Source organism: Rhodoferax sp., assembly GCF_010365055.1.
GTDB lineage: Bacteria > Pseudomonadota > Gammaproteobacteria > Burkholderiales > Burkholderiaceae_C > Rhodoferax.
On record NZ_JAAFHA010000031.1, the window covers coordinates 1 to 23,640 of the forward strand.

A 23,640-nucleotide genomic window follows, 5' to 3' on the forward strand; every position below is an offset into this window, starting at 1 on the left:
TCGGCGCACCATCAGCGAGATCAACATGGTGCCCTTCATTGACGTGATGCTGGTGCTGCTGATCATCTTCATGGTCACGGCGCCGCTGATCACGCCCAGCGTGATCGACCTGCCTAGCGTCGGCAAAGCCGCCCGCCAGCCCGACCAGGTTATACAAATCGTCATCGACAAAGATGAATCAATCACCATGAAAGTGAAAGAAAAGTCCACGGCGCTCGGGCTTAAAGGCCTCGCCAGCGCGGTCACACAGGCGCAAAGCGGTGTCACCAATTCTGCGGTGGTCATCAGCGCCGACAAGAACATCAAGTACGAATCAGTTGTCAAGGTCATGGACACCCTGCAACGCGCTGGCGTGCAGCGCGTTGGCCTGTCAGTACAACTAGCTAGCTGAGGTAGAGGCGTGCACGCGGCCACTGATCGTCTTGAATTTGCGCCGCCGCCGCCGCCGGGCCTGCTGCGCTCACTGGCCTTGGCTGTGCTGGCCCATGCCTTCTTGCTGGCCGCCCTGACCTGGGGCGTGCACTGGAAGAGCGACGATATCAGCGTCAGTGCCGAGGCCGAATTGTGGTCGGCCGTGCCGCAAGCAGCGGCGCCGAAGCTGATTGAGGCGCCACCCGAGCCGGTCGTGGCACCTGTCACACCCAAAGCGCCCATCGTCGAGCCTGCACCCAAGCCGCCGCCACCTGTCCGGGCGCCAGAAGCCCAGCCCGACCTGCCTGATCCCGCCATCGCCCTGGAGCGCGAGAAATTGCGGCAAAAAAAGGCGCTCGATCTCAAGAAGCAGCAGGAGTTGGACAAACAACGCGTGGAGAAGCAGCGACTGCAGCAACTGAAAGAAGAAGAATTGCAACAGAAAAAGCAGCAGCTTGAAAAGCAGCGCCTACAAGACAAACGCGACAACGACAAAAAAGCTGCAGAAGAGAAGAAGAAAGCCGCCCAAGAGGCCCAGCGCAAAGAAGCCAGCCAAGCGCAGGAGGACGCAAAAAAACTGGCGATCCAACGCAAAGCCAATATCGAACGCATGACCGGACTGGCCGGTGCCAGCGGCGCAGCGACCGCACGCGGCACGCAACTGCAATCGAGCGGACCATCCTCCAGCTATGCCGGACGCATCCGCGCCCGCATCAAGCCCAATATTGTGTTCGTTGACGACGTTGACGGCAACCCAGCCGCTGAAGTTGAAGTCCGTACCGCCCCCGACGGCACCATCATCAGCCGCAAGCTCACCAAATCCAGCGGTGTCAAGTCCTGGGATGAAGCCGTCTTGCGCGCCATCGACAAGACAGAGGTGCTGCCGCGCGACGTAGACGGCCGCGTCATCAGCCCCTTGACCATCAGTTTCACCCCCAAAGGCTGAACAGAGCGTCAAGTACACTTGCCCAACCTAGAATTCAGTTAAAACTTGTCAAGGGAGCGGCCCATTGCACCGCCCTCAGCAACAGGACCTTGCTTAGTGTCAATCGATCAATTATCAGCCGACAGCGCCGTACCCCAGCACATTGCCATCATCATGGATGGCAATCGGCGTTGGGCCAGGCAGCGCGGTTTGCCGGTGGCCCTGGGCCATGCCAACGGTGCACGCCAAGTGCGAAAAATAGTGCAGGCCTGCGCTGACCGCGGGGTGCGCTACCTCACCCTGTTTGCCTTCAGCACCGAAAATTGGCGCCGCCCGCAGGACGAAGTCTCCAGCCTGATGGGTTTGATGACGCTCTACCTGCAAAAAGAAATCAGAAACATGAGCGCCAAAGGCGTTCGCCTGAAGATCGTGGGCGACACCACCGGGTTCAATGAGCGCATTCAAGGCCTGATCCTTGAGGCCCAAGAAAAGACCGCCCACAACGACACCATCACCCTCACCATCGCCGCCAACTACGGCGGTCGCTGGGACGTAGTAGAAGCGGTCAAGTCGTGGCAAGCCGCACACCCTGGCGAATCGGTCAATGGGCTAGATGAAGCTGCCCTGAGCGCGCACCTCGGCCTCTCGTATGCGCCCGACCCTGATCTGCTGATTCGCACCGGCGGCGAGTCGCGCATCAGCAACTTCATGCTGTGGCAACTGGCCTACACCGAGCTCTTCTTCACCGAGGCCTTGTGGCCCAGCTTTACCCCCAACGAACTGGACTGCGCCCTGACCTGGTTCAGCTCCCGCGAGCGCCGCTTTGGCGGCAGCACCAAACCTTAATCAGCTACACTGCCCGGCCTCAAGCGGCTGCGTGAACTAGCCAAGAACTTCCAGGGAATCCAGTCAATGACGCCACCAGAATTTGCTTTCAGCGCGCGCAAGAGCGCCTATAAACTTCCCAAAGCCGCGATCTGCGTCTTGATCGTGGCTAGCTTGTTCTCCGGCCTCAGTTCGGCGCAAGTTCTAGTGCCTCCAGGTGGCGCTTCGGGTAATGCAGCGGGCTATTCATCGGGCCCGTCGGCCGATGGCACTGGCGCTACCTCAGGCTACCCGTCCTCGGCCCCATCAACCACACTCTCCCCTGCCAGCATGGGCGCTGCCCGTGCTGCTGGCCTCAACGGCGCGGCCGATGCTGCGGGCAATCAAGCCGGCGCAGGCCAAGCTACTGACCAAGCCAACGCAGGCACGCCGCGCGCCAAGCTCCCGCGGCTCGGCAGCAACCAGTTCGCCGATTTTGTGCAAGAAACCACGGGTCGCACCCTGCCTTTGTATGGCTACAACCTGTTCGACGGCAACGGTTTCCCCGCCCTGAGCAATGTGCCCGTGCCCGCCAACTACGTGCTGGGGCCGGGGGATGACATCAGCATCAAAATCTGGGGCGCCATTGACGTCAACCTGAACCTCACGATAGACCGCAACGGCCAGGTCACCATTCCCAAAGTCGGTCCGGTCACTGTGGCGGGTACCCGTGCCGACCAGCTTGAGGCTTTGCTCAAGACCCATATCGGCCGCGTGTACAGCAACTTTGAACTCAGCGCCACCTTGGGTCGCCTGCGCTCCGTCCAAGTGTTCGTGGTCGGTCAAGCCCGCCAACCTGGCGTGCACACGGTGTCAAGCCTGTCCACCCTCATCAGCGTCTTGTTCGAGAGCGGCGGCCCCTCCGCCACCGGCAGCATGCGCCAGATCCGGCTCACGCGCGCTGGCAAGACGATCTCTACCCTTGACCTCTACAAGTTCATCCACAGCGGCGACACCAGCGCAGATGCCCGGTTGCTGCCCGGCGACGTGATCGTCATCCCACCAGCCGGCCCGCGCGTTGCGCTATTGGGCGCACTCGACAGCGCCGCCATCTACGAGCTCTCGGGTAAAGAAGAAACCCTGGCCAATCTCTTGTCTTACGGCGGCGGTCAGCAGATTTTGACCACCCCGCACAAGGTGCTGGTTGAACGCATCAACCCGGCGCAAGACAAGGCCCCCCGTGTCGTGGAAGAACGCGCGCTCAACGCCGACGGCCTCAACTCCACCGTGCGAGACGGCGACGTTGTCACCCTCTTCAAGATCAGCCCCAAGTTTGACAACGCAGTCACTTTGCGCGGCAATGTGGCCAAACCTCTGCGCTACGCCTACCGCCCGGGCATGAAAGTGTCTGATCTGATTCCCGAGGTCAGCGCATTGATTCAGGAAGACTACTACAGCCGAAAAAATATCATGGTGCAGTACGAATCGCCCAGACAGTCCCTGACAGAACGTACGGCGGAAGGGGTTAACTATGGTCGTGATGGCAACATCGTGCAAAACGGCGCGAACAGGCAGTCCCCGGCAGATCGTGCGTCTGAAGAGGGCAACTATGGTCGTGATGGCAACATCGTGCAAAACGGCGCGAACAAACAAGTCTCGGCCGATCAAATAATCAACGACGTAAAGAATCAACTGAATGAAATCAATTGGGACTACGCATCCATTGAGCGGCTCGATGCCAAGGAACTGCGCACCACGCTCATTCCCTTCAACCTTGGCAAAGCCATCAAAGACAAAGACCCTGCCAATGACATCCCCCTGCAGGCGGGCGACGTAGTCACCATTTTTAGCGTCAACGACCTGCCAGTACCGGCCGAAAAACGCAGCCAGTTTGTGCGCGTCTCAGGCGAGGTGATGGTACCGGGCATTTACCAGATTCAGCCCGGCGAGACGTTGCCCGGCCTCATCCAGCGAGTCGGCGGCTTCAGTCAAAACGCCTTTGTCTACGGCACGGTCTTTGCGCGTGAGTCCACCCGCGTCCAGCAACAAGACAACATCAACAAGTCGATGCGCCGTATGGAATCAGACATCAACGCGCAAACAGCCTCTGCACTGCAGAACGCCAGTAGCGCGGACAAGGCAACGACGCTGCAAGCGCAGCTTACCAACCAGAAAAGTCTGCTGAGTCGCCTGCAGAGCCTCAGGGCCAATGGCCGCATTGCCCTGGAATTAGACCCCGACAACCCCGTGCCGCCCGCCATTGCACTCGAAGACGGCGACCAAATCTTTGTTCCGCACCGCCCCAGCTTTGTGGGCGTGTTTGGTGAAGTGTTTGCCGAGAGTTCATTCATTTACAAACCCGGCTCCACCGTCAGCCACTACATCGACAAAGCGGGCCTCACCCGCGACGCCGACACGGACAACCTGCTGCTGATCCGCGCCGACGGCTCGGTCGAAGGTAGCGCACGCCGTTCTTCGTTCTGGAGCAGTGGCGTGCTGAACAAGAAGCTCAACCCCGGCGATTCCATTTTTGTGCCCGGATTGATAGACCGTCGTACCACCTACACCCAGTTCATGGAAGGCGCCAAGGACTGGACTACCCTGCTGTACCAATTTGGCCTGGGCGCCGCAGCCCTGCAGACCATCCGCAATTAAAGGTTGCCATGACCGCTATTGCGATCAAGGCAACAGGCTCATAGCAAGGCGTCCGATTGGGCGCAGCGAGCAGCGCCTTGGCGTGACCTGCTTGGGGACGATGTGACATCAGGGCAATCGAACAAACGGGACAGAGCGAACATGGCACAACGCAAAGGCATCATCCTGGCCGGGGGCTCCGGCACCCGGCTTTACCCGGTCACGCAAGCGGTTTCCAAACAGCTGATGCCGGTGTATGACAAGCCCATGATCTACTACCCCTTGAGCACGCTGATGCTGGCGGGCATTCGGGATGTGCTGGTCATTTCCACACCGCAAGACACACCGCGTTTTGCCGAGTTGCTAGGCGATGGCCGCCAGTGGGGCATGAACATCCAGTACGCGGTGCAACCCTCGCCCGATGGCTTGGCGCAGGCTTTCATCATTGGCCGCGAGTTTGTTGCCGACCAGCCCAGTGCGCTGGTACTGGGCGACAATATTTTCTATGGCCACGACCTGGTCAAGCAGTTGGCCAACGCCAGCGCCCGCACCGTTGGAGCCACTGTGTTTGCCTACCATGTGCATGACCCGGAGCGCTATGGCGTGGTCGAATTTGACGCCCAGCAGCGCGCCATCAGCATTGAAGAAAAGCCCAAACAACCCAAAAGCCACTACGCGGTGACCGGCCTGTATTTTTATGACAAGCAGGTGTGTGACATTGCCGCCAACATTGCGCCCTCTGCCCGTGGCGAACTTGAAATTACCGATGTGAGCCGAGTTTATCTTGAACAAGACCAGTTGAATGTGGAAATCATGGGCCGGGGCTATGCCTGGCTGGACACGGGCACCCACGACAGCCTGCTAGAGGCCGCCAGCTTCATTGCCACCCTGCAAAAGCGACAGGGCCTGCAGGTCAGCTGCCCGGAAGAGATTGCCTTTGCCCAGCATTGGATTGACGCGGCCCAGATTCAAAAACTGGCAGCGCCACTGTCTAAAAATGGCTACGGGCAATACCTGCTTAATCTCATCAAACCAGCCTGATTGACCAATGCCCTACACCGTCACCGCCACCAAACTACCAGAAGTGCTGATTCTCGAACCCAAGGTGTTTGGCGACGCGCGTGGTTTCTTTTTTGAAAGCTTCAACCAGCGGGACTTTGCCCAGGCCACGGGGCTGGAGGTGCAGTTTGTGCAAGACAACCACAGCCGCTCCGTCAAGGGTGTGCTGCGCGGCTTGCATTACCAGATTCAGCGCCCCCAGGGCAAGCTGGTGCGGGTGACGCAAGGCGAAGTGTTTGACGTGGTGGTGGACCTGCGCCGCCACTCTCCGAATTTTGGCAAATGGGACGGCGTGCTGCTTTCCGCCGACAACAAACGCCAGTTGTGGGTGCCTCCCGGCTTTGCCCACGGCTTTTTGGTGACCAGCGACACGGCCGAGTTCTTGTACAAGACCACCGACTACTGGTACCCCGAGTTTGAACGCAGCCTCTTGTGGAACGACCCAGCCGTGGGTGTGCGCTGGCCCCTGCAGGCTGAGCCCCAGTTGGCGGCCAAGGATGCCGCGGCGAGGACGCTGGATGAGGCGGAGGTGTTTGATTGAGGCACGCGTTGGTGACTGTGGGTACCGACGCACGACGCCGTTCGGTTGCGTGGCTTGTGAGGCTGCGACTCAGCGATAATTGCCCTCTCAAAGACTCATAGAACTGGGCTGCCCGTCTGGGCGCTGTCATGATTAATCGTATTGCCGAGCCTTTTTTGGCCTTGCCCCGTCCCGCCAAGCGCTTGTTAGCGCTGGGAGTGGACGCTCTGTTGTGCGCGCTAACCGTGTGGCTGGCCTTGAGCCTGCGCATGGAGAACTGGGTCGTCATGCACGGCAACCAGTGGCTGGCGATTGTTCTGTCGCTGGCGCTGGCGTTACCGGTGTTTGTGATGTTTGGCTTGTACCGGGCGATTTTCAGGTATGCCGGCTTGGCTGCCCTGCTGGCGGTCACCAAGGCGGTTTTAGTTTACGGCCTGTTGTACGCCGCACTGTTGACTGTGCTGGAATTGCCTGAAGTTCCGCGCACCGTTGGAATGATACAACCTATCTTCTTGCTGCTGGCGGTGGGGACTTCACGGGCACTGGCCCGGTTTTGGCTGAGTGGCGAGTATGTGAGCCGCCTCAATCGCGGCAATTTGCCCAAGGTGCTGATCTATGGGGCAGGTTCGGCCGGGCGGCAATTGGCGGGCGCCATGGCGAGCAGTCTGGAGATGCACGCCGTGGGCTTTCTGGATGACGACCGGCATTTGCATGGTCGCGAGCTCAATGGTCTGCGCATTTACAACCCAGCACAGTTGCCCCAGTTGGTGACGCGCCTGCAGGTGAGCGACGTACTGTTGGCCATGCCATCTGCCAACCGGCAACGGCGCAAGGATATTTTGAAATTGACGCGTCAGGCCCATGTCGCAGTGCGCACGCTACCAGGTTTGATGGACCTGGCCCAGGGCCATGTACTGGTCAGCGATCTGCGCGAAATTGACATTGAAGATCTGCTGGGCCGTGATGCTGTGCCACCCGATGCGTCGCTGTTTGACAAAAAAATTGCAGGAAAGGTCGTGTTGGTCACTGGCGCGGGCGGCTCGATTGGCAGCGAATTGTGCCACCAGATCATCAGGCTGGCTCCCTCCAAACTACTGTTGGTGGAACTGAGTGAGTTGGCCTTGTATACCGTGCACCAAAAGCTGCTGGAAATACTGCCTGAAAAAAGCATGCCCAAGGTGCAGGTGCTGCCGCTGCTAGCATCAGCACGTGATGCGGATCGAATGATGGAGATCATACGCACCTGGCAACCGCACACGGTGTACCACGCAGCGGCGTACAAACATGTGCCCATGGTGGAGCACAACCCGGCCGAGGGCGTCAAAAACAACGTGCTGGGCACCTGGACCACCGCCCGCGCTGCGGCCGCGCACGGGGTCAGCGATTTTGTCTTGATCAGCACCGACAAGGCGGTGCGCCCGACCAACATCATGGGTGCCAGCAAACGCCTGGCCGAAACGGTTCTGCAAGCCCTGGCCAGCCAGACCAAGCCGGGCGGCACTTGCTTCAGCATGGTGCGCTTTGGAAACGTGCTGGGCTCGTCGGGCTCAGTGGTGCCACGGTTTCGCAAGCAAATCAAGGACGGCGGCCCGATCACCCTGACGCACGCTGACATCACCCGCTATTTCATGAGCATTCCTGAGGCGGCGCAACTGGTCATTCAGGCTGGCGCCATGGCCCAAGGAGGTGATGTGTTTGTACTGGATATGGGCGAACCGGTGCGCATCATTGATATGGCGCGCAGCATGGTGGAACTGTCGGGGTTGACGGTGCGTGATGCTGCCAACCCGGAGGGCGACATCGAGATCAAGATCACAGGCTTGCGCCCAGGCGAGAAGCTCTATGAAGAGCTGTTGATTGGCGACAACCCCTTGCCGACCCAGCATTCGCGCATCATGAAAGCGCACGAGCAGTTTGTACCGTGGCCCGAACTGAGCGCCCGCCTCAATGACTTGACTGCGGCGCTGAACGCCAATGACGTGCCGCTGCTGCGCGGTTTGCTGAAGCAGTTGGTGCCCGGTTACCAGCCGGATGGCGAGGTGGTGGACTGGGTGCATTTGGCGCAGCAGACGTGTCATTTGCAGGCTGCGGTGGCCAGCCAGCAAACCGAACTGATACCGAGCGAGGCCGACCAGTGAGGTTTGTCACTTGGCCCTGGGCTTTTTGGGCCTGCGTCTCAGCCGTGATCATGCTGGCGCTGATGCCCACCGTGCGGCAGATGCCCAGCACTGGCTGGGACAAGGGCAATCATTTGTTGGCTTTTACGGTGCTGGCGGTGCTCGGACTGAGGGCTTACCCGGTGCACACGGTGGCCGTCTTGTCGGGCTTGCTGGTCTTTGGCGGGCTGATCGAGCTACTGCAGTCGCTCACCCCCGACCGCATGGCAGAGTGGGCCGATTGGCTGGCTGATAGCCTGGGCTTGTTGCTGGGCTGGGGTATCGTTCTGGGCTGGGGTATGGCGACAAGCGAGCAGAAATGAGATGCCTCCAACGAAAAAAAAGCCGTTATAAGTCTTGACTTATAACGGCTTTTCCAACACTTGGCGGAGCGGACGGGACTCGAACCCGCGACCTCCGGCGTGACAGGCCGGCATTCTAACCAACTGAACTACCACTCCTGGTAGCGGCAACATTCACTCTTTCGAGTCAAGTCGTCGGATCTTGCGAACCGACGGTTACCAACTTGCGCTTTGTTCATCTCATGATGAATTTGGCGACCCCACGGGGATTCGAACCCCGGTACCTACCGTGAAAGGGTAGTGTCCTAGGCCTCTAGACGATGGGGTCAAAACCTTTTGGACTTCCGTCTCAACTTACAAATTTGGTGGAGGTAAGCAGGATCGAACTGCTGACCTCTTGCATGCCATGCAAGCGCTCTCCCAGCTGAGCTATACCCCCCAAATTGCACAATACCTTTTCAAGTATCTGTAATTTCCAAGCCTCGAATTATAGCTTGAATATTTACGCTGAACGCAGACGGGTCAGCACTATTTCTCTTTCACACAGTTCAAGCACGGCATCAAGCGAGGGCGTGTGGGCACTGCCCATGACCAGCACGCGCACCGGCATCGCGAGCAGCGGCATCTTGATGGCGCAAGCCAGCAGTACTTCCTTGATGGCCGCCGCAATGGACAGCTTGTCCCAGGTACAGGTCGCCAGCTTGTCACTCAGCAGATTCAGGGCCGGTTTGATCGCATCCGTCACATGCTGACTCACTTCGACCGGGTCGGGTTTGAGGTCGGCATAAAAGACCGCAGCCCAATCCGCCAAGACCACGGTGGTGTCACAGCGGTCTTTGAACAGGGCGCAGATGCGGGGCAAACGTTCATCGGCCTGGATGCCGCGCTTTTGCAGTTGTACCTGAACCAAAGGTGCCAGTGCGTCATCGCCCATGACTTTGAGGTGTTGCGCATTGACCCAGCGCAGCTTGGCTTCGTCGAACTGCGCCGCGCTCTTGCCCAGATGGTCCAGGTTGAACCACTGCAGGAATTGTTCCCGGCTGAAGATTTCGTCGTCACCATGGCTCCAGCCCAGGCGCGCCAGGTAATTGACCATGGCATCGGGCAGATAGCCTTCTTCACGGTATTGCGTGACCGGTTTGGCACCGTTGCGCTTGCTCATCTTCTCGCCTTGCTCATTGAGCACGGTGGGCAGATGGGCATAGACCGGCGGCTCCTTGCCCAGGGCGTTGAAGATGTTGATCTGGCGCGGCGTGTTGTTGACGTGGTCGTCGCCGCGAATCACGTGCGTGATCGCCATGTCAAGGTCATCGACCACCACGCAGAAGTTGTAGGTGGGCGTGCCGTCCGGGCGTGCAATCACCAGGTCGTCGAGCTCATCGTTGCTGATCTCGATGCGGCCCTTGACCTTATCCTCCCACACCACCGAGCCGCCCATCGGATTCTGAAAACGCAGAACCGGCTTCACACCCGCAGGGATGGGCGGCAAGGTCTTGCCGGGCGCCGGGCGCCAGGTGCCGTCGTAGCGCGGCTTTTCTTTGGCGGCCATCTGGGCCTCGCGCAGCGCATCGAGCTCGGCCACGCTCATGTAGCAGGGGTAGACATGGCCGGCCGCCTGCAGCTCGGCCAGCACCGCCTTGTAGCGGTCCATGCGTTGCATCTGGTAGAACGGACCTTCGTCATAGTCGAGCCCAAGCCAGCTCATGCTTTCAATGATCACATCGACCGCCGCCTGCGTGGAGCGCTCCAGGTCGGTGTCTTCAATGCGCAAGATGAAATCGCCGCCGGTTGAACGCGCAAACGCCCACGGGTACAAGGCGGAACGAATGTTGCCCAGGTGAATGAAGCCGGTGGGAGACGGCGCAAAACGGGTGCGGGTTTTTTGTGTCATTGGTGTCATCAAAGGGTGTCCAGTCCGACCAGGCCACGCGCCAGGTCGGCTTTCAAATCGTCAATATGTTCCAGACCCACGGCGACGCGAATCAGGCCCTGACCGATGCCGGCGGCTTGGCGCTGTGCCTCGGTGATGCGGCCGTGCGAGGTGCTGGCCGGATGGGTGATGGTGGTTTTGGTGTCGCCCAGGTTGGCGGTGATGGAGCACACCAGGGTGCTGTCAATCACATGAAACGCGTGTTTCCGCGCTTGCACCGGGTCCGCAGCCTGGACATCAAAGGACAGCACGGCGCCGCCCAGACCCGACTGCTGCCGCATCGCCAACGCGTGTTGCGGGTGCGACGACAAACCGGGGTAATAAACCCGCGTGACTTGCGGCTGCACCTGCAGCCAGGTCGCCAGCGCCAGCGCGTTATTGCTTTGGGCCTGCATGCGAATCGACAGGGTCTCCATGCCCTTGAGCACGACCCAGGCGTTGAAGGCCGACAAGGTGAAACCGGCACTGCGCATCACGGGCATAAATTTTTCATCCACCAGCTTTTGTGTCGTGCACAGGGCACCGGCAATCACGCGGCCCTGGCCATCAAGGTACTTGGTGCCCGAATGAATGATCACGTCAGCCCCGTAGCGAATGGGCTGCTGCAAGGCGGGCGAACAAAAGCAGTTGTCCACCGCCAAGAGCGCGCCGGCCCGGTGCGCCACGTCGGCCAGGGCGGCAACGTCGCACACATCGGTCAGTGGGTTGGTGGGGGTTTCTGCGAACAGCAAGCGCGTATTGGGCTGCACTGCTGCCTGCCATTGCGCTACGTCGGTCTGCGAGACAAAAGTGGTCTGCACTCCAAATTTCCCGAACTCGCCTGCCAGTAAGCGCATGGTGGAGCCAAACACGCTTTGCGAGCAAATGACATGGTCACCGGCCTTGAGCAGCCCCAGGCACAACAGCGTGATCGCCGCCATGCCGCTGGACGTGCCAATGCAGGCCTCGGTGCCCTCCAGCGCCGCCAGTCGCAATTCCATGCTGGTCACGGTCGGGTTGCCAAAACGCGAATAGGTGTAGCCCTCTTCTTCACCCGCAAACCGGCGCGCTGCCGTCTCGGCATCAGGCTGCACGAAGCTGCTCGTCAGGTACAGGGCCTCGGCGTTTTCACCGTACTGGCTTTTGTCCACGGCAGTGCGCACGGCCAAGGTGTTGGGGTGCAACGGCGCGGGCATTTTTTTGACCGTCATGACTATTCCTCGTGATTGGGCAACGCCAGTCGGGAATTATCTTCGCCCGCTTCCTCACCGCCAACCCGGCTGGCGTTGAGCCGGGCAATATCTTCGAGCGTGATGTCGCCGGTGACATAGACGCCGTCAAAGCAGGAGGCGTCAAAACCCTTGATCGCGGGGTTGAGGGAACCTATGGCCTTCTTCATGCCATCGACGTCCTGGTAAATCAACGCGTCGCAGCCAATCAACTCCCGAATTTGTTCCACCGTGCGGTTGTGGGCCACCAGTTCCTCCGGCGTGGGCATGTCGATGCCATAGACGTTGGGATAGCGCACTGGCGGCGCGGCGCTGGCCATGTAAACCTTGCGCGCACCGGCATCGCGCGCCATCTGCACAATCTCTTTGGAGGTGGTGCCGCGCACGATGGAATCGTCCACCAGCAGCACGTTGCGGCCCTTGAATTCGCTGGCGATCACGTTGAGCTTTTGGCGCACGGATTTCTTGCGCACCGACTGTCCCGGCATGATGAAGGTTCGCCCGACATAGCGGTTTTTCACAAAACCTTCACGGTACGGCAAGCCCAGTAGCTGCGCCAGTTGCGCGGCACTGGGGCGGCTCGACTCCGGGATCGGGATGACGACATCAATCTCGTTCGGCGGCACGGTGGAGATCACGCGCTTGGCCAGTGTTTCACCCAGATTCAAGCGTGCCTGGTAGACCGAGATGCCGTCCATCACCGAGTCGGGACGCGCCAGATAGACATATTCAAAAATGCACGGACTGAGTACCGGATGCTCGGCACACTGCTCGGCGTGCACGGTGCCCTGCAGGTCGATGAACACCGCCTCGCCGGGCGCAATGTCGCGCTCGAATTTGTGCGAGGTGCCTTCCAGTGCCACGGACTCGCTGGCCAGCAACACGGTGCCATCGCCGCGCCCGATGCACAGCGGACGAATGCCAAAGGGGTCACGAAATGCCAGCACGCCATGGCCAGCAATCATCGCGATCACGGCATACGAACCCTTGATGCGCTGATGCACCTTGCGCACGGCGGCAAACACATCACGCGGGCGCAAAGGCAGGCCGCGCGTGGTTTCTCCCAGCTCATGGGCCAGCACGTTGAGCAGCACCTCGGAGTCGCTGTCGGTGTTGATGTGGCGGTGGTCATTGCTGAACAGTTCGGCTTTCAAGGCGTGCGCATTGGTCAGGTTGCCGTTGTGCACCAGCACAATGCCGAAGGGCGCATTGACGTAAAAGGGCTGCGCTTCTTCTTCACTGAAGGCGTTTCCCGCCGTCGGGTAGCGCACCTGGCCAAGTCCGCAATTGCCGGGCAACGAGCGCATGTTGCGGGTGCGAAACACATCGCGCACCATGCCTTTGGCCTTGTGCATGAAGAACTTGCGCTCCTGCTGCGTCACGATGCCAGCGGCATCTTGCCCGCGGTGTTGCAACAGCAACAGGGCGTCGTAAATGAGTTGATTGACAGGGGCGTTGCTGACAACGCCAACGATTCCACACATAGCAGTTTTCCAATCAGTTCAGGACAAGGCTCACACCAAGCGACTCCACACGTCTGGGCAGGCGCATCACGTCGGTAAATACTTTGCAAATTCTGGCGGCAACACGGGCTGCAAACCTCTGAGCGCCGCCTGCGCCAGGTCGGCGCTCACCGACATCTGCCACCACGGGTCCGTTTTTAAAGGTGTCATCGTGATCACCACCGTGGCCAGCAACAACAGCAGCACCCCGCGCACCAGGCCAAACATGGCCCCCAGCGCCCGGTCTGCTGGGCGCAGGCCGACGGCAGCAAAAAGCTTTTGCACCAGCGCTGCCAACAGACTGCCCACCAGCACCGACAGCACAAACACCACGACAAACGCCACCGCGTAGCGCACCGTCTCGCTCGAGTCAGGCATGGGCAGATGGGCGGCGAGCTCCGGCGCCAACCAGCGGGCCAACAAAAAGGCCGCGACCCAACTCAGCAATGAAAACACCTCGTAAATCAAGCCACGCCAAGCGCCCAACAACAAAGAGGCCAGCAACACCCCGCCAAAAATCCAGTCGAGCGCAAGCATGGCGGGCGTTACAGGCGTGCGATGACGCTTACAGCGTCAGCACGGCCGCAGGCAAATCAAGCTTCTTGATCTTTTCTGCCGCCTTGTCCGCCTCCGCCTTGGTGCCAAAGGGACCGACCCGAACGCGAGTCCGATCCCCGTCTTTGGTCTTGGCCACGTGGGTGTAGGTCTTGAGACCGGCGTGCTCAACCTTGAGTCTCACTTCACGCGCACGCGCTGCGTCGGCAAATGCACCAATCTGCACCACAAAGCGGTCCTCGCTCGCGCTAGCTTTGACATCAGGCGGGCTCGCAAGGCTCTTGCCATCAAGTAGCGCCTGCGCCTTGGCTGCGTCACCGGCCTGGACCGCAGCTTTGGCAAGCGGCTTGTCATTGGCTTTGATCGTGGCGGGCTCAGGCAGCGGACTACTCACCTGCGGCTCTTCATTAACTATTTTTTTAGGAGCTACTTGCTCATATTCTACGGGGGCCAGAGCGTCTTTTTGCTCTGTTTTTTGCGCACTGGCAGCAGTTGCAGGCGGAGCAACGGCAACCTCGGAGGCAAGCGACACCGCCGGCGCCGGGATGCTCAAAGGCAACACCTTGTTCTTGTCTGGAATTTCTATCGGCGTGTCCACCGAAATCGGGCGCGGCTGCTTGTCAAACAGCAGCGGGAAACCAATCACGCCCAGCAACACCAACACCGCCGCACCGAGCAGACGGTATTTGGCGCGCTTGCGCATCACCTCGACGCTCTCGGACGGCGCTGGCGCGGCGGACCGGTCGTCGCTGCCCTTGCGTAACTTGAAAAATGCCATGGTGTGGGGGTTCTAGATAGTCAACGGCTGGGCAGGTGTTGGGCGTCAAGGCGGGGAACCCCTTCCTTCAAAATACCGCCCACGGTGTAGAACGAGCCAAAGACGACAATTCTATCAGTGGGGTTTGCGGCACTGATCGCCGCCTGCAGCGCCTGCTGCGGGTCGGCGTAGGTGGCAGCGCTGGCGTCTTTGCGTGTGTTTTGGGCCTGCCATTGGCGCAACAAGGCATCCGCAGATTCAGCCCGGGGCGTCGGCAAATCCGTGAAATACCACTTGTCAACCACCGGGTTGATGCGCTCGAGCATCAACGCCACGTCTTTGTCGGCCATGGCGCCAAACACAGCGTGCGTGGTCGGGAAGAAGCCCATCGCGTCCAGGTTGGCCGTCAGCGCCGCCACCGCATGCGGGTTGTGGGCGACATCGAGCACCAGCGTCGGCTGCCCCGGCACAATCTGGAAGCGCCCTGGCAGCTCGACAAAGGCAAAACCGCTGCGCACCGCCTGCGCCGTCACCGGCAGGCGCTCGCGCAAGGCCGTCAGGGCCGCCAGCACACCGGCGGCATTGACCAACTGGTTGGCCCCTAAGAGCGCCGGGTAGGCCATGCCGCTGTAGCGCCTGCCGCGCCCGGCCCAGGCCCACTGCTGCCGATCGCCCGACACATTGAAGTCGCGCCCGACTTGCCACAGGTCGGCACCGACTTCGAGCGCCCGATCGAGCACGCTCTGGGGCGGCATCGGGTCACTCACCACCACCGGGCGACCGGTGCGCATGATGCCGGCCTTCTCAAAGCCAATGGCCTCGCGGTCCGGCCCCAGGAGCGCCATGTGGTCGAGGTCCACGCTGGTGATGATGGCGCAGTCGGGTTCGATGATGTTGACCGCATCAAGCCGCCCGCCCAGGCCCACCTCCAGAATCACCACGTCCAGGCCGCTGCGGCTCATGATGTCCAGGATCGCGAGCGTGGAAAACTCGAAATAGGTCAGCGATATTTCAGCATCATTTTGGCATCTAGCCCTTTCCACACTTGCGAAGGAAGCTACCAATTGTGCAGCATCAACCGGCTCGCCCAGCAGCCGCAGGCGTTCTTCAAAACGCACCAGATGTGGCGAGGTGTAGACCCCGGTGCGGTAGCCGGCCTGGCGCAAGATGGATTCCAGCATGACGCAGGTCGAGCCTTTGCCGTTGGTGCCGGCCACGGTAATCACCGGGCAGTCAAAGCGGATTTGCATGCGTTCGGCCACCGTGCGCACGCGCTCCAGGCCGAGGTCGATCGTGATCGGATGCAGTTGCTCGCAATGCGCCAGCCAGTCAGGCAATGTTTTTAGGTTTTCAGTCAAGGTTTTCATACAGCGGGCGATTGTCGCCCACGTTCGCACCGGTGGCATGATGCGGGCATGAACACCCTTGCCACGCCCTCCTTCTCAAATTCAATTGCGCCGGTGACCGTTTTCGGCATTCCCAATTGCGACACGGTTAAAAAGGCACGCAGCTGGCTGACTGAGCATGGGGTGAGCCACGTGTTTCATGATTTCAAGAAGCTTGGCGTTCCCGCTGAACTACTGCCAGGCTGGATCGCCGCCGTGGGCTGGGAGCCGCTGGTCAACCGCAAAGGAACGACCTGGCGCAAGCTCGACGACGCCACCCGCACTGCTGTGGTGGACGAGTCGAGCGCCAAAGCCTTGATGCTGGAACACCCCAGTGTGGTCAAGCGCCCTGTGGTTGCTTGGCCCAACGACCAAATCACGGTGGGTTTTGATGCGGCTCAGTGGCTGGGATTGATAGCTTAGTGATCTGCCCTTTGAACTGGGTAAGACGCGGCAAGGGACACCCGGGCGCCGGCCCCTCATACGCTTCGCTTTTTGAAATCGGTGCCATCGCCCGGGTATCCCTCACCGCTTGCGAATGATCGCAGTGCAGCGAACCAAGCGACGCCTTGGCATCAATGGTTCAGAACTCCGCTCACCGCTTGCCATGTTCGTCCTGCTGCGTAGTGCGGCGAGCCAGGTCCGGAGGTCGGGGGCGATTTCAAAAAGCGAAGCGTATGAGCCCCCGGCATTCGGGCCTGACTCGTTGCACGGACCAGTGTGTGACCGGCCTGGGCTGAGTGACCCCTTTAGACCCCGCTTAAAATTGCCCACATGATTACCTCCAAATTCGACGGCGTGTCCGTCAGCACCCAGGCCAGCGTCTATTTTGACGGCAAATGCATCAGCCACGGCGTCACCTTGGCCGATGGCACAAAAAAATCCGTGGGCGTGATCCTGCCCGCTACCTTGACCTTCAACACCGGCGCCCCGGAAACCATGGAATGCGTGGCGGGCTCGTGTGAGTACAAACTGCCCGGCAGTGAGGTGTGGCTTAAGTCCAACCCAGGTGACAAATTCAGCATCCCCGGCAACACAAAATTTGATATTCGGGTCACCGAGCCCTATCACTACATCTGCCACTTCGGTTGATCTGATCTTTTCACTTATATTTTTATAGCTGCTCACGCTTATTCGACGTGGGCTAGAGGCCAATTTCATGTCAAACACCATTCTTCAAAACATTCCCGTTGGCCAAAAGGTCGGCATCGCCTTCTCAGGGGGGCTGGACACCAGCGCCGCCTTGCACTGGATGAAGCTCAAGGGCGCCCTGCCTTACGCTTACACCGCCAACCTGGGCCAGCCCGATGAGACCGACTACGACGACATCCCGCGCAAAGCGATGGAATATGGCGCTGAAAAAGCGCGCCTGATCGATTGCCGCAGCCAGTTGGCCGCCGAGGGCCTGGCGGCCTTGCAAAGCGGCGCCTTTCACATCTCCACCGCCGGTGTCACGTACTTCAACACCACGCCGCTGGGCCGCGCTGTCACCGGCACCATGCTGGTCGCGGCCATGAAACAGGACGACGTCAACATCTGGGGCGACGGCAGCACCTTCAAGGGCAATGACATCGAGCGCTTTTACCGCTATGGCCTGCTGACCAACCCGGCGCTAAAAATCTACAAACCCTGGCTCGACCAGGCATTCATCGACGAGCTCGGTGGCCGCGCTGAAATGTCGGCGTTCATGACCGCGCACGGTTTTGGCTACAAGATGTCGGCCGAAAAAGCCTATTCCACCGACTCCAACATGCTCGGCGCCACGCATGAGGCGAAAGACCTGGAGCAGTTGAGCAGCGGCATGAAGATCGTCAACCCGATCATGGGCGTGCCGTTCTGGCGTGACGACTGCCAGGTCAAAGCCGAAGAGGTGTTGGTGCGCTTCGAAGAGGGCCGCCCGGTCGCCCTGAATGGCGTCGAATACCCCGACCTGGTGAGCCTGATGCTGGAAGCCAACCGCATCGGTGGGCGCCACGGCTTAGGCATGAGCGACCAGATCGAGAACCGCATCATCGAGGCCAAGAGCCGCGGCATTTACGAGGCCCCCGGACTGGCGCTGCTGTTCATCGCCTACGAGCGCCTGGTCACCGGCATCCACAACGAAGACACGATTGAACAGTACCGCGACAACGGCCGCAAACTCGGGCGCCTGCTGTACCAGGGCCGCTGGTTTGACTCGCAAGCCATCATGCTGCGCGAAACAGCCCAGCGCTGGGTAGCACGCGCCATCACGGGTGAAGTCACCTTGGAGCTGCGCCGGGGCAACGACTACTCGCTGCTCAACACCGAGAGCGCCAACCTCACCTACCAGCCTGAACGCCTGAGCATGGAAAAGGTGGAAGACGCGCCCTTCTCACCGGCCGACCGCATCGGCCAGCTGACCATGCGCAACCTGGACATCGTGGACACCCGCGCCAAACTCGCGATTTACGCCAAGAGCGGTTTGCTCGCTTTGGGCGAAGATGGGGATTTCCTCAGTCTGGCCAACGACACCGGCAAATAGGGAAAGCGGGGAACTGCCCGGCATATGCGACGTCCTGTCTGAGTGCAGATAATGACGCGTCCAAATACAAGAAAGGCGTCAACACGATGGCGATACCCGATTTTCAGACTTTGATGCTTCCAGTACTCAGGTCGTCTGTTGAGGCAGAGGTGAGGATTTCAGATGTAGTGGTCCGCATTGGAAATGAATTGGGATTGACAGAGGAAGAACTATCCGAATTGTTGCCATCAGGCAAGCAGACTACTTTCGCCAATCGGGTGAACTGGGCGAAGAGTTACCTTGGCAAAGCAGGACTTATAACGCTGACACGTCGTGGGTATTTCCAGGCCAGTGAACGAGGCAAGCAAGTTCTTTTGGCGCCACCCGAGCGAATCAGCATCAAATTTTTGGAGACATTTCCGGAGTTCATGGCTTTCCGTGCAGCCAGCAATGAAACCACGATCACGCCACAGCCCGAGCAGTCCAGCCTGAAAGATCTCGCCCCGGACGAAGTAATCCGGGCCGCTCATGCAGAACTCGCTGCGTCGTTGGGCGCAGAACTTCTTGCAAAAATACTTTCAGCACCGCCTGACTTCTTTGAGAGACTGGTGGTTCAACTCTTGGTCGCCATGGGATATGGCGGATCGGCTATTGAGGCGGGCAAGGCGCTTGGGAAGAGCGGTGATGGTGGCGTGGACGGCGTCATTGATCAGGATGCTTTGGGCTTGGACCGTATTTACGTGCAAGCGAAGCGGTACACCGACAGTAAGGTGTCGTCCGGGGAAATACGCGACTTCTTTGGGTCACTGGACAGGTTCAAGGCGACCAAAGGTCTATTCGTGACCACGTCTGCCTTTTCACCAGCGGCAAAGGAAACAGCCGATCTCTTAAGCAAGAGAATCGTATTGGTAGATGGCCCGTTGCTTACCCGCTTGATGATTAGGTTCGACATTGGCTGTCGGGTGGAAGAGACCATTCAGATCAAAAAACTTGATGAAGAGTTTTTCGATTGAGATGGGTCGCTCAGCCCATCGCCGTCTCAATCACTCTGTCTCCCGGCTCAGTCGTCGGGTTGAGAACCTGTCAGGCAAGCGTTAACTGACCCTACATCGGCAGCATGCCGGGCCATGGGCTTGCTGAGTGTAGGTACATGATCCGTGTCAAAAGCGGACCACAGATTCGAAGAGTGAGCACATCATTTTGAATCGCACTTGGACCGACCACGCCTTTGATCCAGGAAACATCAGCGCAAGGCTGAATTGACCGTCGTCCCTCCTATTGGTTCAGATAGCTCTGCGCAATCGGTCGCAATGCGGCGGGCGTAATGCCCAAAGACTGCAGGCCCGGCACTTTGCCGCTGGCGACGTTGTCGACTTTCATCGAATCCAGATTGTCGTGACTCATGACGGGCTCGCCCGGCGCGAGCGCCATCAGCGCTGCCTGCACGTGACCGATCCAGAGTGGCAACGCCATGACGGGGCGACCACGCCCCCCACGAACCCCGCTCAGTTGGGCGGACAACTGCACCAGTTGCTTCAAGGTGAAGACCTCTGGGCCGCAGGCTTCAATGATCTTGGCTTCGCCCGCAGAGGGCGTCACTGCCGCATACTCTTGCGCCAGACTGAGCGCCACGGCGCTCGCCACGTCGTCCACCCAGACCGGTTGAAAGCGCGCGCCAGCACCGGCCAGCGGCATGAAGGGCAACACTTTCTGCAGCTGGGCAAAGACGTTGAGAAACTTGTCCTGGGCACCAAAAATCACACTGGGTCGAAGAATCGTCAGATCAAAGACTGTCTGCGCACCAGCACCCGCGGCCTCGATCAGCACCGCCTCGCCCTGCCCCTTGCTGCGCAGGTACATGGACGGCGCTGACTCGAAGTCTTGGGCGTCCGCGCCCAAAGCGCTGATGTGCACCACGCGTTTGACACCAGCACCCCGGCAGGCCCGCGCCAGCTTTTGCGGCAGGGCCACGTGCACCTTGTCAAAGGCCGCCTGATCGCCATGCAGGATCGCCACCAGATTGACCACGGCATCCTGCCCGGCCACCGCCTGCATCAAAGCCGCCTCGTCGTGCACATCGAGTTCCAGCAGCGTCAACCCGGATAAGGCTTGAAGATGCTGCGCATGGGAGCGTAGTCGGGTCGGCACCGTGACGTGCCAGCCCTGGCGCAACAGTTTTTCACAGACCTGGGTGCCGACAAAGCCGGTGCCACCGATAACCAGTACATTTTTCATGCGTCGAATTTAACGCTGGGCGCAAATCTTGCGCCGGCGCAGGGTCAAATAAACCTAGACCACCACGGGTTCCGGCTCCAACCGGATGCCAAAGCGCTCATAGACGCTGGTCTGGATGGCGCGCGCCAGCGTCATGACTTCACCGCCGGTCGCGCCAAACGGGCTATCGACGCCGCCGCGGTTCACCAGCACCAGCGCCTGTTTTTCATAGACGCCCGCCTGGCCGACCGACTTGCCGCGCCAGCCACACGAGTCAATCAACCAGCCCGCCGCCAGCTTGACGCTGCCGTCGGCCAGGGGGTAATGAACCACCTTGGGGTCGCGCGCAATGATGTCGACGCATTGCTCGGGCGTCACCGTTGGGTTCTTGAAGAAGCTGCCGACGTTGCCGATGACTTGCGGGTCCGGCAACTTGGCACGGCGAATCTGGCACACCCAGTCAAATATTTGCTGCGCGGTCGGCTGGGTGCATGCATGCTCCGCGATTTTCTTGTCTAGGTCGGCATAACCCAGCACCGGCTTCCAGGCTTTGGGCAAGGCAAAGCGCACGCGCAGAATCACGCATCGGTCCTTCAGGCCCAGCAATTGATGGCCACCAGCCGCCAAGCCATCGGGCAGGGCAGCCGTTCCAGGCCCATGCTTGAACACCGAGTCGCGGTAGCCAAACGCGCATTGCGCCGCGTTGAGCGTGAACACCTGGCCGGTTTGCAGGTCAATCGCATCGAGCGAGTCAAAGCGGTCCTGCAACTCCACGCCATAAGCGCCGATGTTCTGCACCGGCGCCGCGCCGACGGTGCCGGGAATCAAGGCCAGGTTTTCCAGCCCGCCATAGCCCTGCGCCAGCGTCCAGGCCACCAGTTCGTGCCAGTTCTCGCCCGCACCCGCCTCCACGATGAAGTCTTTGGCGGTCTCCATCAGCAGCAGCCGGCCCATGAGCTCGACTTTGAGCACCAAGGCTTTGACGTCGCCGGTGAGCACGATGTTGCTGCCACCGCCCAGGACAAATTTGGGGCTGGCACGTAGTACAGGGTCGGCCAGCAGCGCGTGCAGGTCCGCCTCGCTGGCAATGCGCACCAGCGCATGCGCCTTGGCCACGATGTGAAAGCTGTTGAAAGCCTGCAGGGGAACATTTTTCTCGACTAACATGGCGGGATTGTCGCATTGGGAGTGTCCGCACTCCCGTTCGGGCTGAGCCTGTTGAAGCTCTTTCTGGAACCCAACGCGTCGCTCTTGCACAGGCTCAGGGCGCACGAATTATTTATCGAGTAACCCAAATGCCCTCTTTTGATACCGTTTGCGACGCCAACATGGTCGACGTCAAACACGCGGTGGAAAACACCACCAAGGAAATCACCACCCGCTTTGACTTCAAAGGCACACCCGCCTCGATCGAACTCAAGGACAAGGAGATCACCGTGATCGGCGACGCTGAATTCCAGCTCACCCAGATCGAAGACATTCTGCGCAATAAGCTCACCAAGCGCAGTGTCGATGTGCGCTTTCTGGACATGGGCGATGTGCAGAAGGTGGGCGGCGACAAGGTCAAGCGCGTCATCAAGGTGCGCAGCGGCATCGAGACCGAAATGTCCAAGAAGATCCAGCGTCTGCTCAAGGACAGCAAGCTCAAGGTGCAGGCCGCCATCCAGGAAGAAAAGGTGCGCGTCACCGGCGCCAAGCGCGACGACCTGCAGGCGGCCATGGCCCTGATCAAAAAGGAAATGACCGATATCCCCCTGACCTTTGACAACTTTCGCGACTGATGGCCATTTGAGACCCTGCGCGTGACCGTCCAGACCGAAAACGAATACGAAGACCTGCTCGGCCTGTGGTCTGATCTGGAGGCGGGCCTGGGCATTATTCTGGGCCGCCCGGCCAGCATTCAGGAGTTCGAAAAACGCGTCTGGCAGTACGACCGCTGGATGCACGGCCTGCTGGTGCGCGACACCGATGTCGGCCTGTATTTGCTGTTTCAGCTGGCAACCAATTCGCCGGTGGGTTACAGCGCCTCGCACGCGCTGGTGAGCGCGGTGCTGTGCCACCTGATCGCGGTGGAGCTCCAATTGCCGCAGACTGAGCGCGACAGCCTGGTGCATGCGGCCATGACCATGAACATGGCGATGACCGCGCTGCAGGACCAGTTGGCCGGCCAGTTGGAGCGGCCCAGCCCGGCGCAACAAGAGGCCATTCAAACGCACGCCAGCCAGGGCGTCGCCATGCTCACCAGCATCGGCGTGCAAGACGCGCTGTGGCTCGAAACGCTGGCGCTGCACCATGACGAGAGCACGGACAAAGGCGAGCTGCGCGCCCTGCCGCCCGAGCGCCGACTGGCCCGCATCTTGCGCATGGTGGACCGCTACGCCGCCATGATCAGCCCACGTAAATCGCGTGAAGGCCGCAGTGCCACCGATTCGGCGCGCGCCATCATCACCCAATCGATTGCCCGGAACGATGAAGTGGGTCATGTGCTGGTGCGCGTGGTGGGCGTGTGTCCGCCCGGCACCTTTGTGCGCCTGGACAGCCAGGAGGTGGCCGTGGTGGTGCGCCGCAGCGACACCCCGAACCTGCCGATTCTGGCAATCGTGACCAACCCAGCCGGCATGCGGCTGAACCCGCCGCGCCTGCACCGCAGCGCCAGCGGCAGCCCTGGCATTCGGGCCGCCGTGCCCACGTCAAGCGTGCACGACCGCTTGAACCACCATTTGATCCTGCAACTCGGCGCCTATGCCGCGCTCCATCCGTAGCCGCATTACTATCTTTTTGATAGCTTTACATGCT

At 60.1% G+C, this 23,640-nt stretch carries 22 protein-coding genes and 3 tRNA genes; 14 read left to right on the top strand and 11 right to left on the bottom strand.

Translation table 11 applies throughout. The features are described from left to right. From tolR to GZ093_RS09180, 8 genes are all read left to right on the top strand, one after another. On the top strand, positions 1-391 hold a 391-nt coding region (tolR, locus tag GZ093_RS09145), incomplete at its 5' end, for a protein TolR (RefSeq protein ID WP_296485150.1). A 9-nt stretch (positions 392-400) separates the two neighbouring features. Then, positions 401-1,357: a cell envelope integrity protein TolA gene (gene tolA / locus GZ093_RS09150; RefSeq protein WP_296485153.1), complete on the top strand. Its 957-nt coding sequence runs from the start codon at positions 401-403 to the stop codon at positions 1,355-1,357. A gap of 96 nt (positions 1,358-1,453) precedes the next feature. Beyond that, on the top strand, positions 1,454-2,182 hold the full coding sequence (gene uppS, locus GZ093_RS09155) for a polyprenyl diphosphate synthase (protein ID WP_296485155.1): 729 nt from the start codon (positions 1,454-1,456) through the stop codon (positions 2,180-2,182). 66 nt (positions 2,183-2,248) lie between these two features. Then, on the top strand, positions 2,249-4,795 hold the full coding sequence (locus tag GZ093_RS09160) for an SLBB domain-containing protein (protein ID WP_296485157.1): 2,547 nt from the start codon (positions 2,249-2,251) through the stop codon (positions 4,793-4,795). Between the two features lie 141 nt (positions 4,796-4,936). Continuing rightward, positions 4,937-5,815: a glucose-1-phosphate thymidylyltransferase RfbA gene (gene rfbA / locus GZ093_RS09165; RefSeq protein WP_296485159.1), complete on the top strand. Its 879-nt coding sequence runs from the start codon at positions 4,937-4,939 to the stop codon at positions 5,813-5,815. A 7-nt stretch (positions 5,816-5,822) separates the two neighbouring features. Then, entirely contained in the window at positions 5,823-6,374 is a 552-nt protein-coding gene (rfbC, locus tag GZ093_RS09170) for a dTDP-4-dehydrorhamnose 3,5-epimerase (RefSeq protein ID WP_296485162.1), read from the top strand. A gap of 128 nt (positions 6,375-6,502) precedes the next feature. Beyond that, the gene (locus GZ093_RS09175; RefSeq protein WP_296485164.1) at positions 6,503-8,491 is read left to right on the top strand and encodes a nucleoside-diphosphate sugar epimerase/dehydratase; all 1,989 of its coding nucleotides are present in this window, start codon (positions 6,503-6,505) and stop codon (positions 8,489-8,491) included. Next, positions 8,488-8,832 carry a VanZ family protein gene (locus tag GZ093_RS09180; protein WP_296485167.1) on the top strand — a complete coding sequence of 115 codons (345 nt, stop codon included), beginning with the start codon at positions 8,488-8,490 and terminating at the stop codon, positions 8,830-8,832. The genes GZ093_RS09175 and GZ093_RS09180 overlap by 4 nt, the downstream gene beginning before the upstream one ends. 61 nt (positions 8,833-8,893) lie before the next feature. Here GZ093_RS09180 and GZ093_RS09185 read toward each other — a convergent pair. The 9 genes from GZ093_RS09185 to folC form a co-directional block, all read right to left on the bottom strand. Further along, a tRNA-Asp gene (locus tag GZ093_RS09185) sits at positions 8,894-8,970 on the bottom strand. 93 nt (positions 8,971-9,063) lie between these two features. Then, a tRNA-Glu gene (locus GZ093_RS09190) sits at positions 9,064-9,139 on the bottom strand. Positions 9,140-9,174: 35 nt separating this feature from the next. Beyond that, positions 9,175-9,250: transfer RNA gene (locus tag GZ093_RS09195), tRNA-Ala, on the bottom strand. 63 nt (positions 9,251-9,313) lie between these two features. Then, the gene (gene gltX, locus GZ093_RS09200) at positions 9,314-10,702 is read right to left on the bottom strand and encodes a glutamate--tRNA ligase (RefSeq protein ID WP_296485170.1); all 1,389 of its coding nucleotides are present in this window, start codon (positions 10,700-10,702) and stop codon (positions 9,314-9,316) included. 8 nt (positions 10,703-10,710) lie between these two features. After that, on the bottom strand, positions 10,711-11,931 hold the full coding sequence (locus GZ093_RS09205; RefSeq protein ID WP_296485173.1) for an O-succinylhomoserine sulfhydrylase: 1,221 nt from the start codon (positions 11,929-11,931) through the stop codon (positions 10,711-10,713). Between the two features lie 2 nt (positions 11,932-11,933). Next, on the bottom strand, positions 11,934-13,433 hold the full coding sequence (gene purF, locus GZ093_RS09210; RefSeq protein ID WP_296485176.1) for an amidophosphoribosyltransferase: 1,500 nt from the start codon (positions 13,431-13,433) through the stop codon (positions 11,934-11,936). 66 nt (positions 13,434-13,499) lie between these two features. Next, on the bottom strand, positions 13,500-13,988 hold the full coding sequence (locus GZ093_RS09215; RefSeq protein ID WP_296485178.1) for a CvpA family protein: 489 nt from the start codon (positions 13,986-13,988) through the stop codon (positions 13,500-13,502). A 28-nt stretch (positions 13,989-14,016) separates the two neighbouring features. After that, positions 14,017-14,784 carry an SPOR domain-containing protein gene (locus GZ093_RS09220; protein ID WP_296485180.1) on the bottom strand — a complete coding sequence of 256 codons (768 nt, stop codon included), beginning with the start codon at positions 14,782-14,784 and terminating at the stop codon, positions 14,017-14,019. A 20-nt stretch (positions 14,785-14,804) separates the two neighbouring features. Further along, positions 14,805-16,130, bottom strand: coding sequence for a bifunctional tetrahydrofolate synthase/dihydrofolate synthase (gene folC, locus GZ093_RS09225; RefSeq protein ID WP_296485182.1), 1,326 nt, complete (start codon positions 16,128-16,130; stop codon positions 14,805-14,807). A gap of 48 nt (positions 16,131-16,178) precedes the next feature. On the opposite strand from folC, the gene GZ093_RS09230 reads away from it, so the two are divergent. From GZ093_RS09230 to GZ093_RS09245, 4 genes are all read left to right on the top strand, one after another. After that, on the top strand, positions 16,179-16,571 hold the full coding sequence (locus tag GZ093_RS09230; RefSeq protein ID WP_296485185.1) for an ArsC family reductase: 393 nt from the start codon (positions 16,179-16,181) through the stop codon (positions 16,569-16,571). A gap of 351 nt (positions 16,572-16,922) precedes the next feature. Beyond that, positions 16,923-17,240 carry a pyrimidine/purine nucleoside phosphorylase gene (locus GZ093_RS09235; protein WP_296485187.1) on the top strand — a complete coding sequence of 106 codons (318 nt, stop codon included), beginning with the start codon at positions 16,923-16,925 and terminating at the stop codon, positions 17,238-17,240. 67 nt (positions 17,241-17,307) lie between these two features. Next, positions 17,308-18,651, top strand: coding sequence for an argininosuccinate synthase (gene argG, locus GZ093_RS09240; protein ID WP_296485188.1), 1,344 nt, complete (start codon positions 17,308-17,310; stop codon positions 18,649-18,651). 86 nt (positions 18,652-18,737) lie between these two features. Then, complete coding sequence (locus GZ093_RS09245; RefSeq protein WP_296485189.1) at positions 18,738-19,643, top strand: restriction endonuclease; 906 nt, start codon at positions 18,738-18,740, stop codon at positions 19,641-19,643. A gap of 262 nt (positions 19,644-19,905) precedes the next feature. Here the strand turns inward: GZ093_RS09245 and GZ093_RS09250 are convergent, their stop codons facing one another. Beyond that, positions 19,906-20,865 carry a complex I NDUFA9 subunit family protein gene (locus tag GZ093_RS09250; RefSeq protein ID WP_296485190.1) on the bottom strand — a complete coding sequence of 320 codons (960 nt, stop codon included), beginning with the start codon at positions 20,863-20,865 and terminating at the stop codon, positions 19,906-19,908. Between the two features lie 54 nt (positions 20,866-20,919). After that, positions 20,920-22,011 (bottom strand): UDP-N-acetylmuramate dehydrogenase, encoded by a 1,092-nt coding sequence (murB, locus tag GZ093_RS09255; RefSeq protein WP_296485192.1) that lies wholly within the window; start codon positions 22,009-22,011, stop codon positions 20,920-20,922. Between the two features lie 128 nt (positions 22,012-22,139). Between murB and GZ093_RS09260 the strand changes: the two genes are divergently transcribed. Together GZ093_RS09260 and GZ093_RS09265 are read left to right on the top strand one after the other, a co-directional pair. After that, the gene (locus GZ093_RS09260) at positions 22,140-22,625 is read left to right on the top strand and encodes a YajQ family cyclic di-GMP-binding protein (RefSeq protein ID WP_296485194.1); all 486 of its coding nucleotides are present in this window, start codon (positions 22,140-22,142) and stop codon (positions 22,623-22,625) included. Positions 22,626-22,646: 21 nt separating this feature from the next. Further along, positions 22,647-23,606 (top strand): phosphodiesterase, encoded by a 960-nt coding sequence (locus GZ093_RS09265; protein ID WP_296485196.1) that lies wholly within the window; start codon positions 22,647-22,649, stop codon positions 23,604-23,606. The last annotated feature ends 34 nt before the right edge of the window (positions 23,607-23,640 follow it).

What these genes read in the sequence shown, in the direction of transcription:
- GZ093_RS09160 (WP_296485157.1), top strand. Translation starts at nt 2,249, where the DNA reads ATGACGCCACCAGAATTTGCTTTCAGCGCGCGCAAGAGCGCCTATAAA.
- rfbA (WP_296485159.1), top strand. Translation starts at nt 4,937, where the DNA reads ATGGCACAACGCAAAGGCATCATCCTGGCCGGGGGCTCCGGCACCCGG.
- rfbC (WP_296485162.1), top strand. Translation starts at nt 5,823, where the DNA reads ATGCCCTACACCGTCACCGCCACCAAACTACCAGAAGTGCTGATTCTC.
- GZ093_RS09175 (WP_296485164.1), top strand. Translation starts at nt 6,503, where the DNA reads ATGATTAATCGTATTGCCGAGCCTTTTTTGGCCTTGCCCCGTCCCGCC.
- gltX (WP_296485170.1), bottom strand. Translation starts at nt 10,702, where the DNA reads ATGACACAAAAAACCCGCACCCGTTTTGCGCCGTCTCCCACCGGCTTC.
- GZ093_RS09205 (WP_296485173.1), bottom strand. Translation starts at nt 11,931, where the DNA reads ATGACGGTCAAAAAAATGCCCGCGCCGTTGCACCCCAACACCTTGGCC.
- purF (WP_296485176.1), bottom strand. Translation starts at nt 13,433, where the DNA reads ATGTGTGGAATCGTTGGCGTTGTCAGCAACGCCCCTGTCAATCAACTC.
- GZ093_RS09215 (WP_296485178.1), bottom strand. Translation starts at nt 13,988, where the DNA reads ATGCTTGCGCTCGACTGGATTTTTGGCGGGGTGTTGCTGGCCTCTTTG.
- GZ093_RS09220 (WP_296485180.1), bottom strand. Translation starts at nt 14,784, where the DNA reads ATGGCATTTTTCAAGTTACGCAAGGGCAGCGACGACCGGTCCGCCGCG.
- folC (WP_296485182.1), bottom strand. Translation starts at nt 16,130, where the DNA reads ATGAAAACCTTGACTGAAAACCTAAAAACATTGCCTGACTGGCTGGCG.
- GZ093_RS09230 (WP_296485185.1), top strand. Translation starts at nt 16,179, where the DNA reads ATGAACACCCTTGCCACGCCCTCCTTCTCAAATTCAATTGCGCCGGTG.
- GZ093_RS09235 (WP_296485187.1), top strand. Translation starts at nt 16,923, where the DNA reads ATGATTACCTCCAAATTCGACGGCGTGTCCGTCAGCACCCAGGCCAGC.
- argG (WP_296485188.1), top strand. Translation starts at nt 17,308, where the DNA reads ATGTCAAACACCATTCTTCAAAACATTCCCGTTGGCCAAAAGGTCGGC.
- GZ093_RS09245 (WP_296485189.1), top strand. Translation starts at nt 18,738, where the DNA reads ATGGCGATACCCGATTTTCAGACTTTGATGCTTCCAGTACTCAGGTCG.
- GZ093_RS09250 (WP_296485190.1), bottom strand. Translation starts at nt 20,865, where the DNA reads ATGAAAAATGTACTGGTTATCGGTGGCACCGGCTTTGTCGGCACCCAG.
- murB (WP_296485192.1), bottom strand. Translation starts at nt 22,011, where the DNA reads ATGTTAGTCGAGAAAAATGTTCCCCTGCAGGCTTTCAACAGCTTTCAC.
- GZ093_RS09260 (WP_296485194.1), top strand. Translation starts at nt 22,140, where the DNA reads ATGCCCTCTTTTGATACCGTTTGCGACGCCAACATGGTCGACGTCAAA.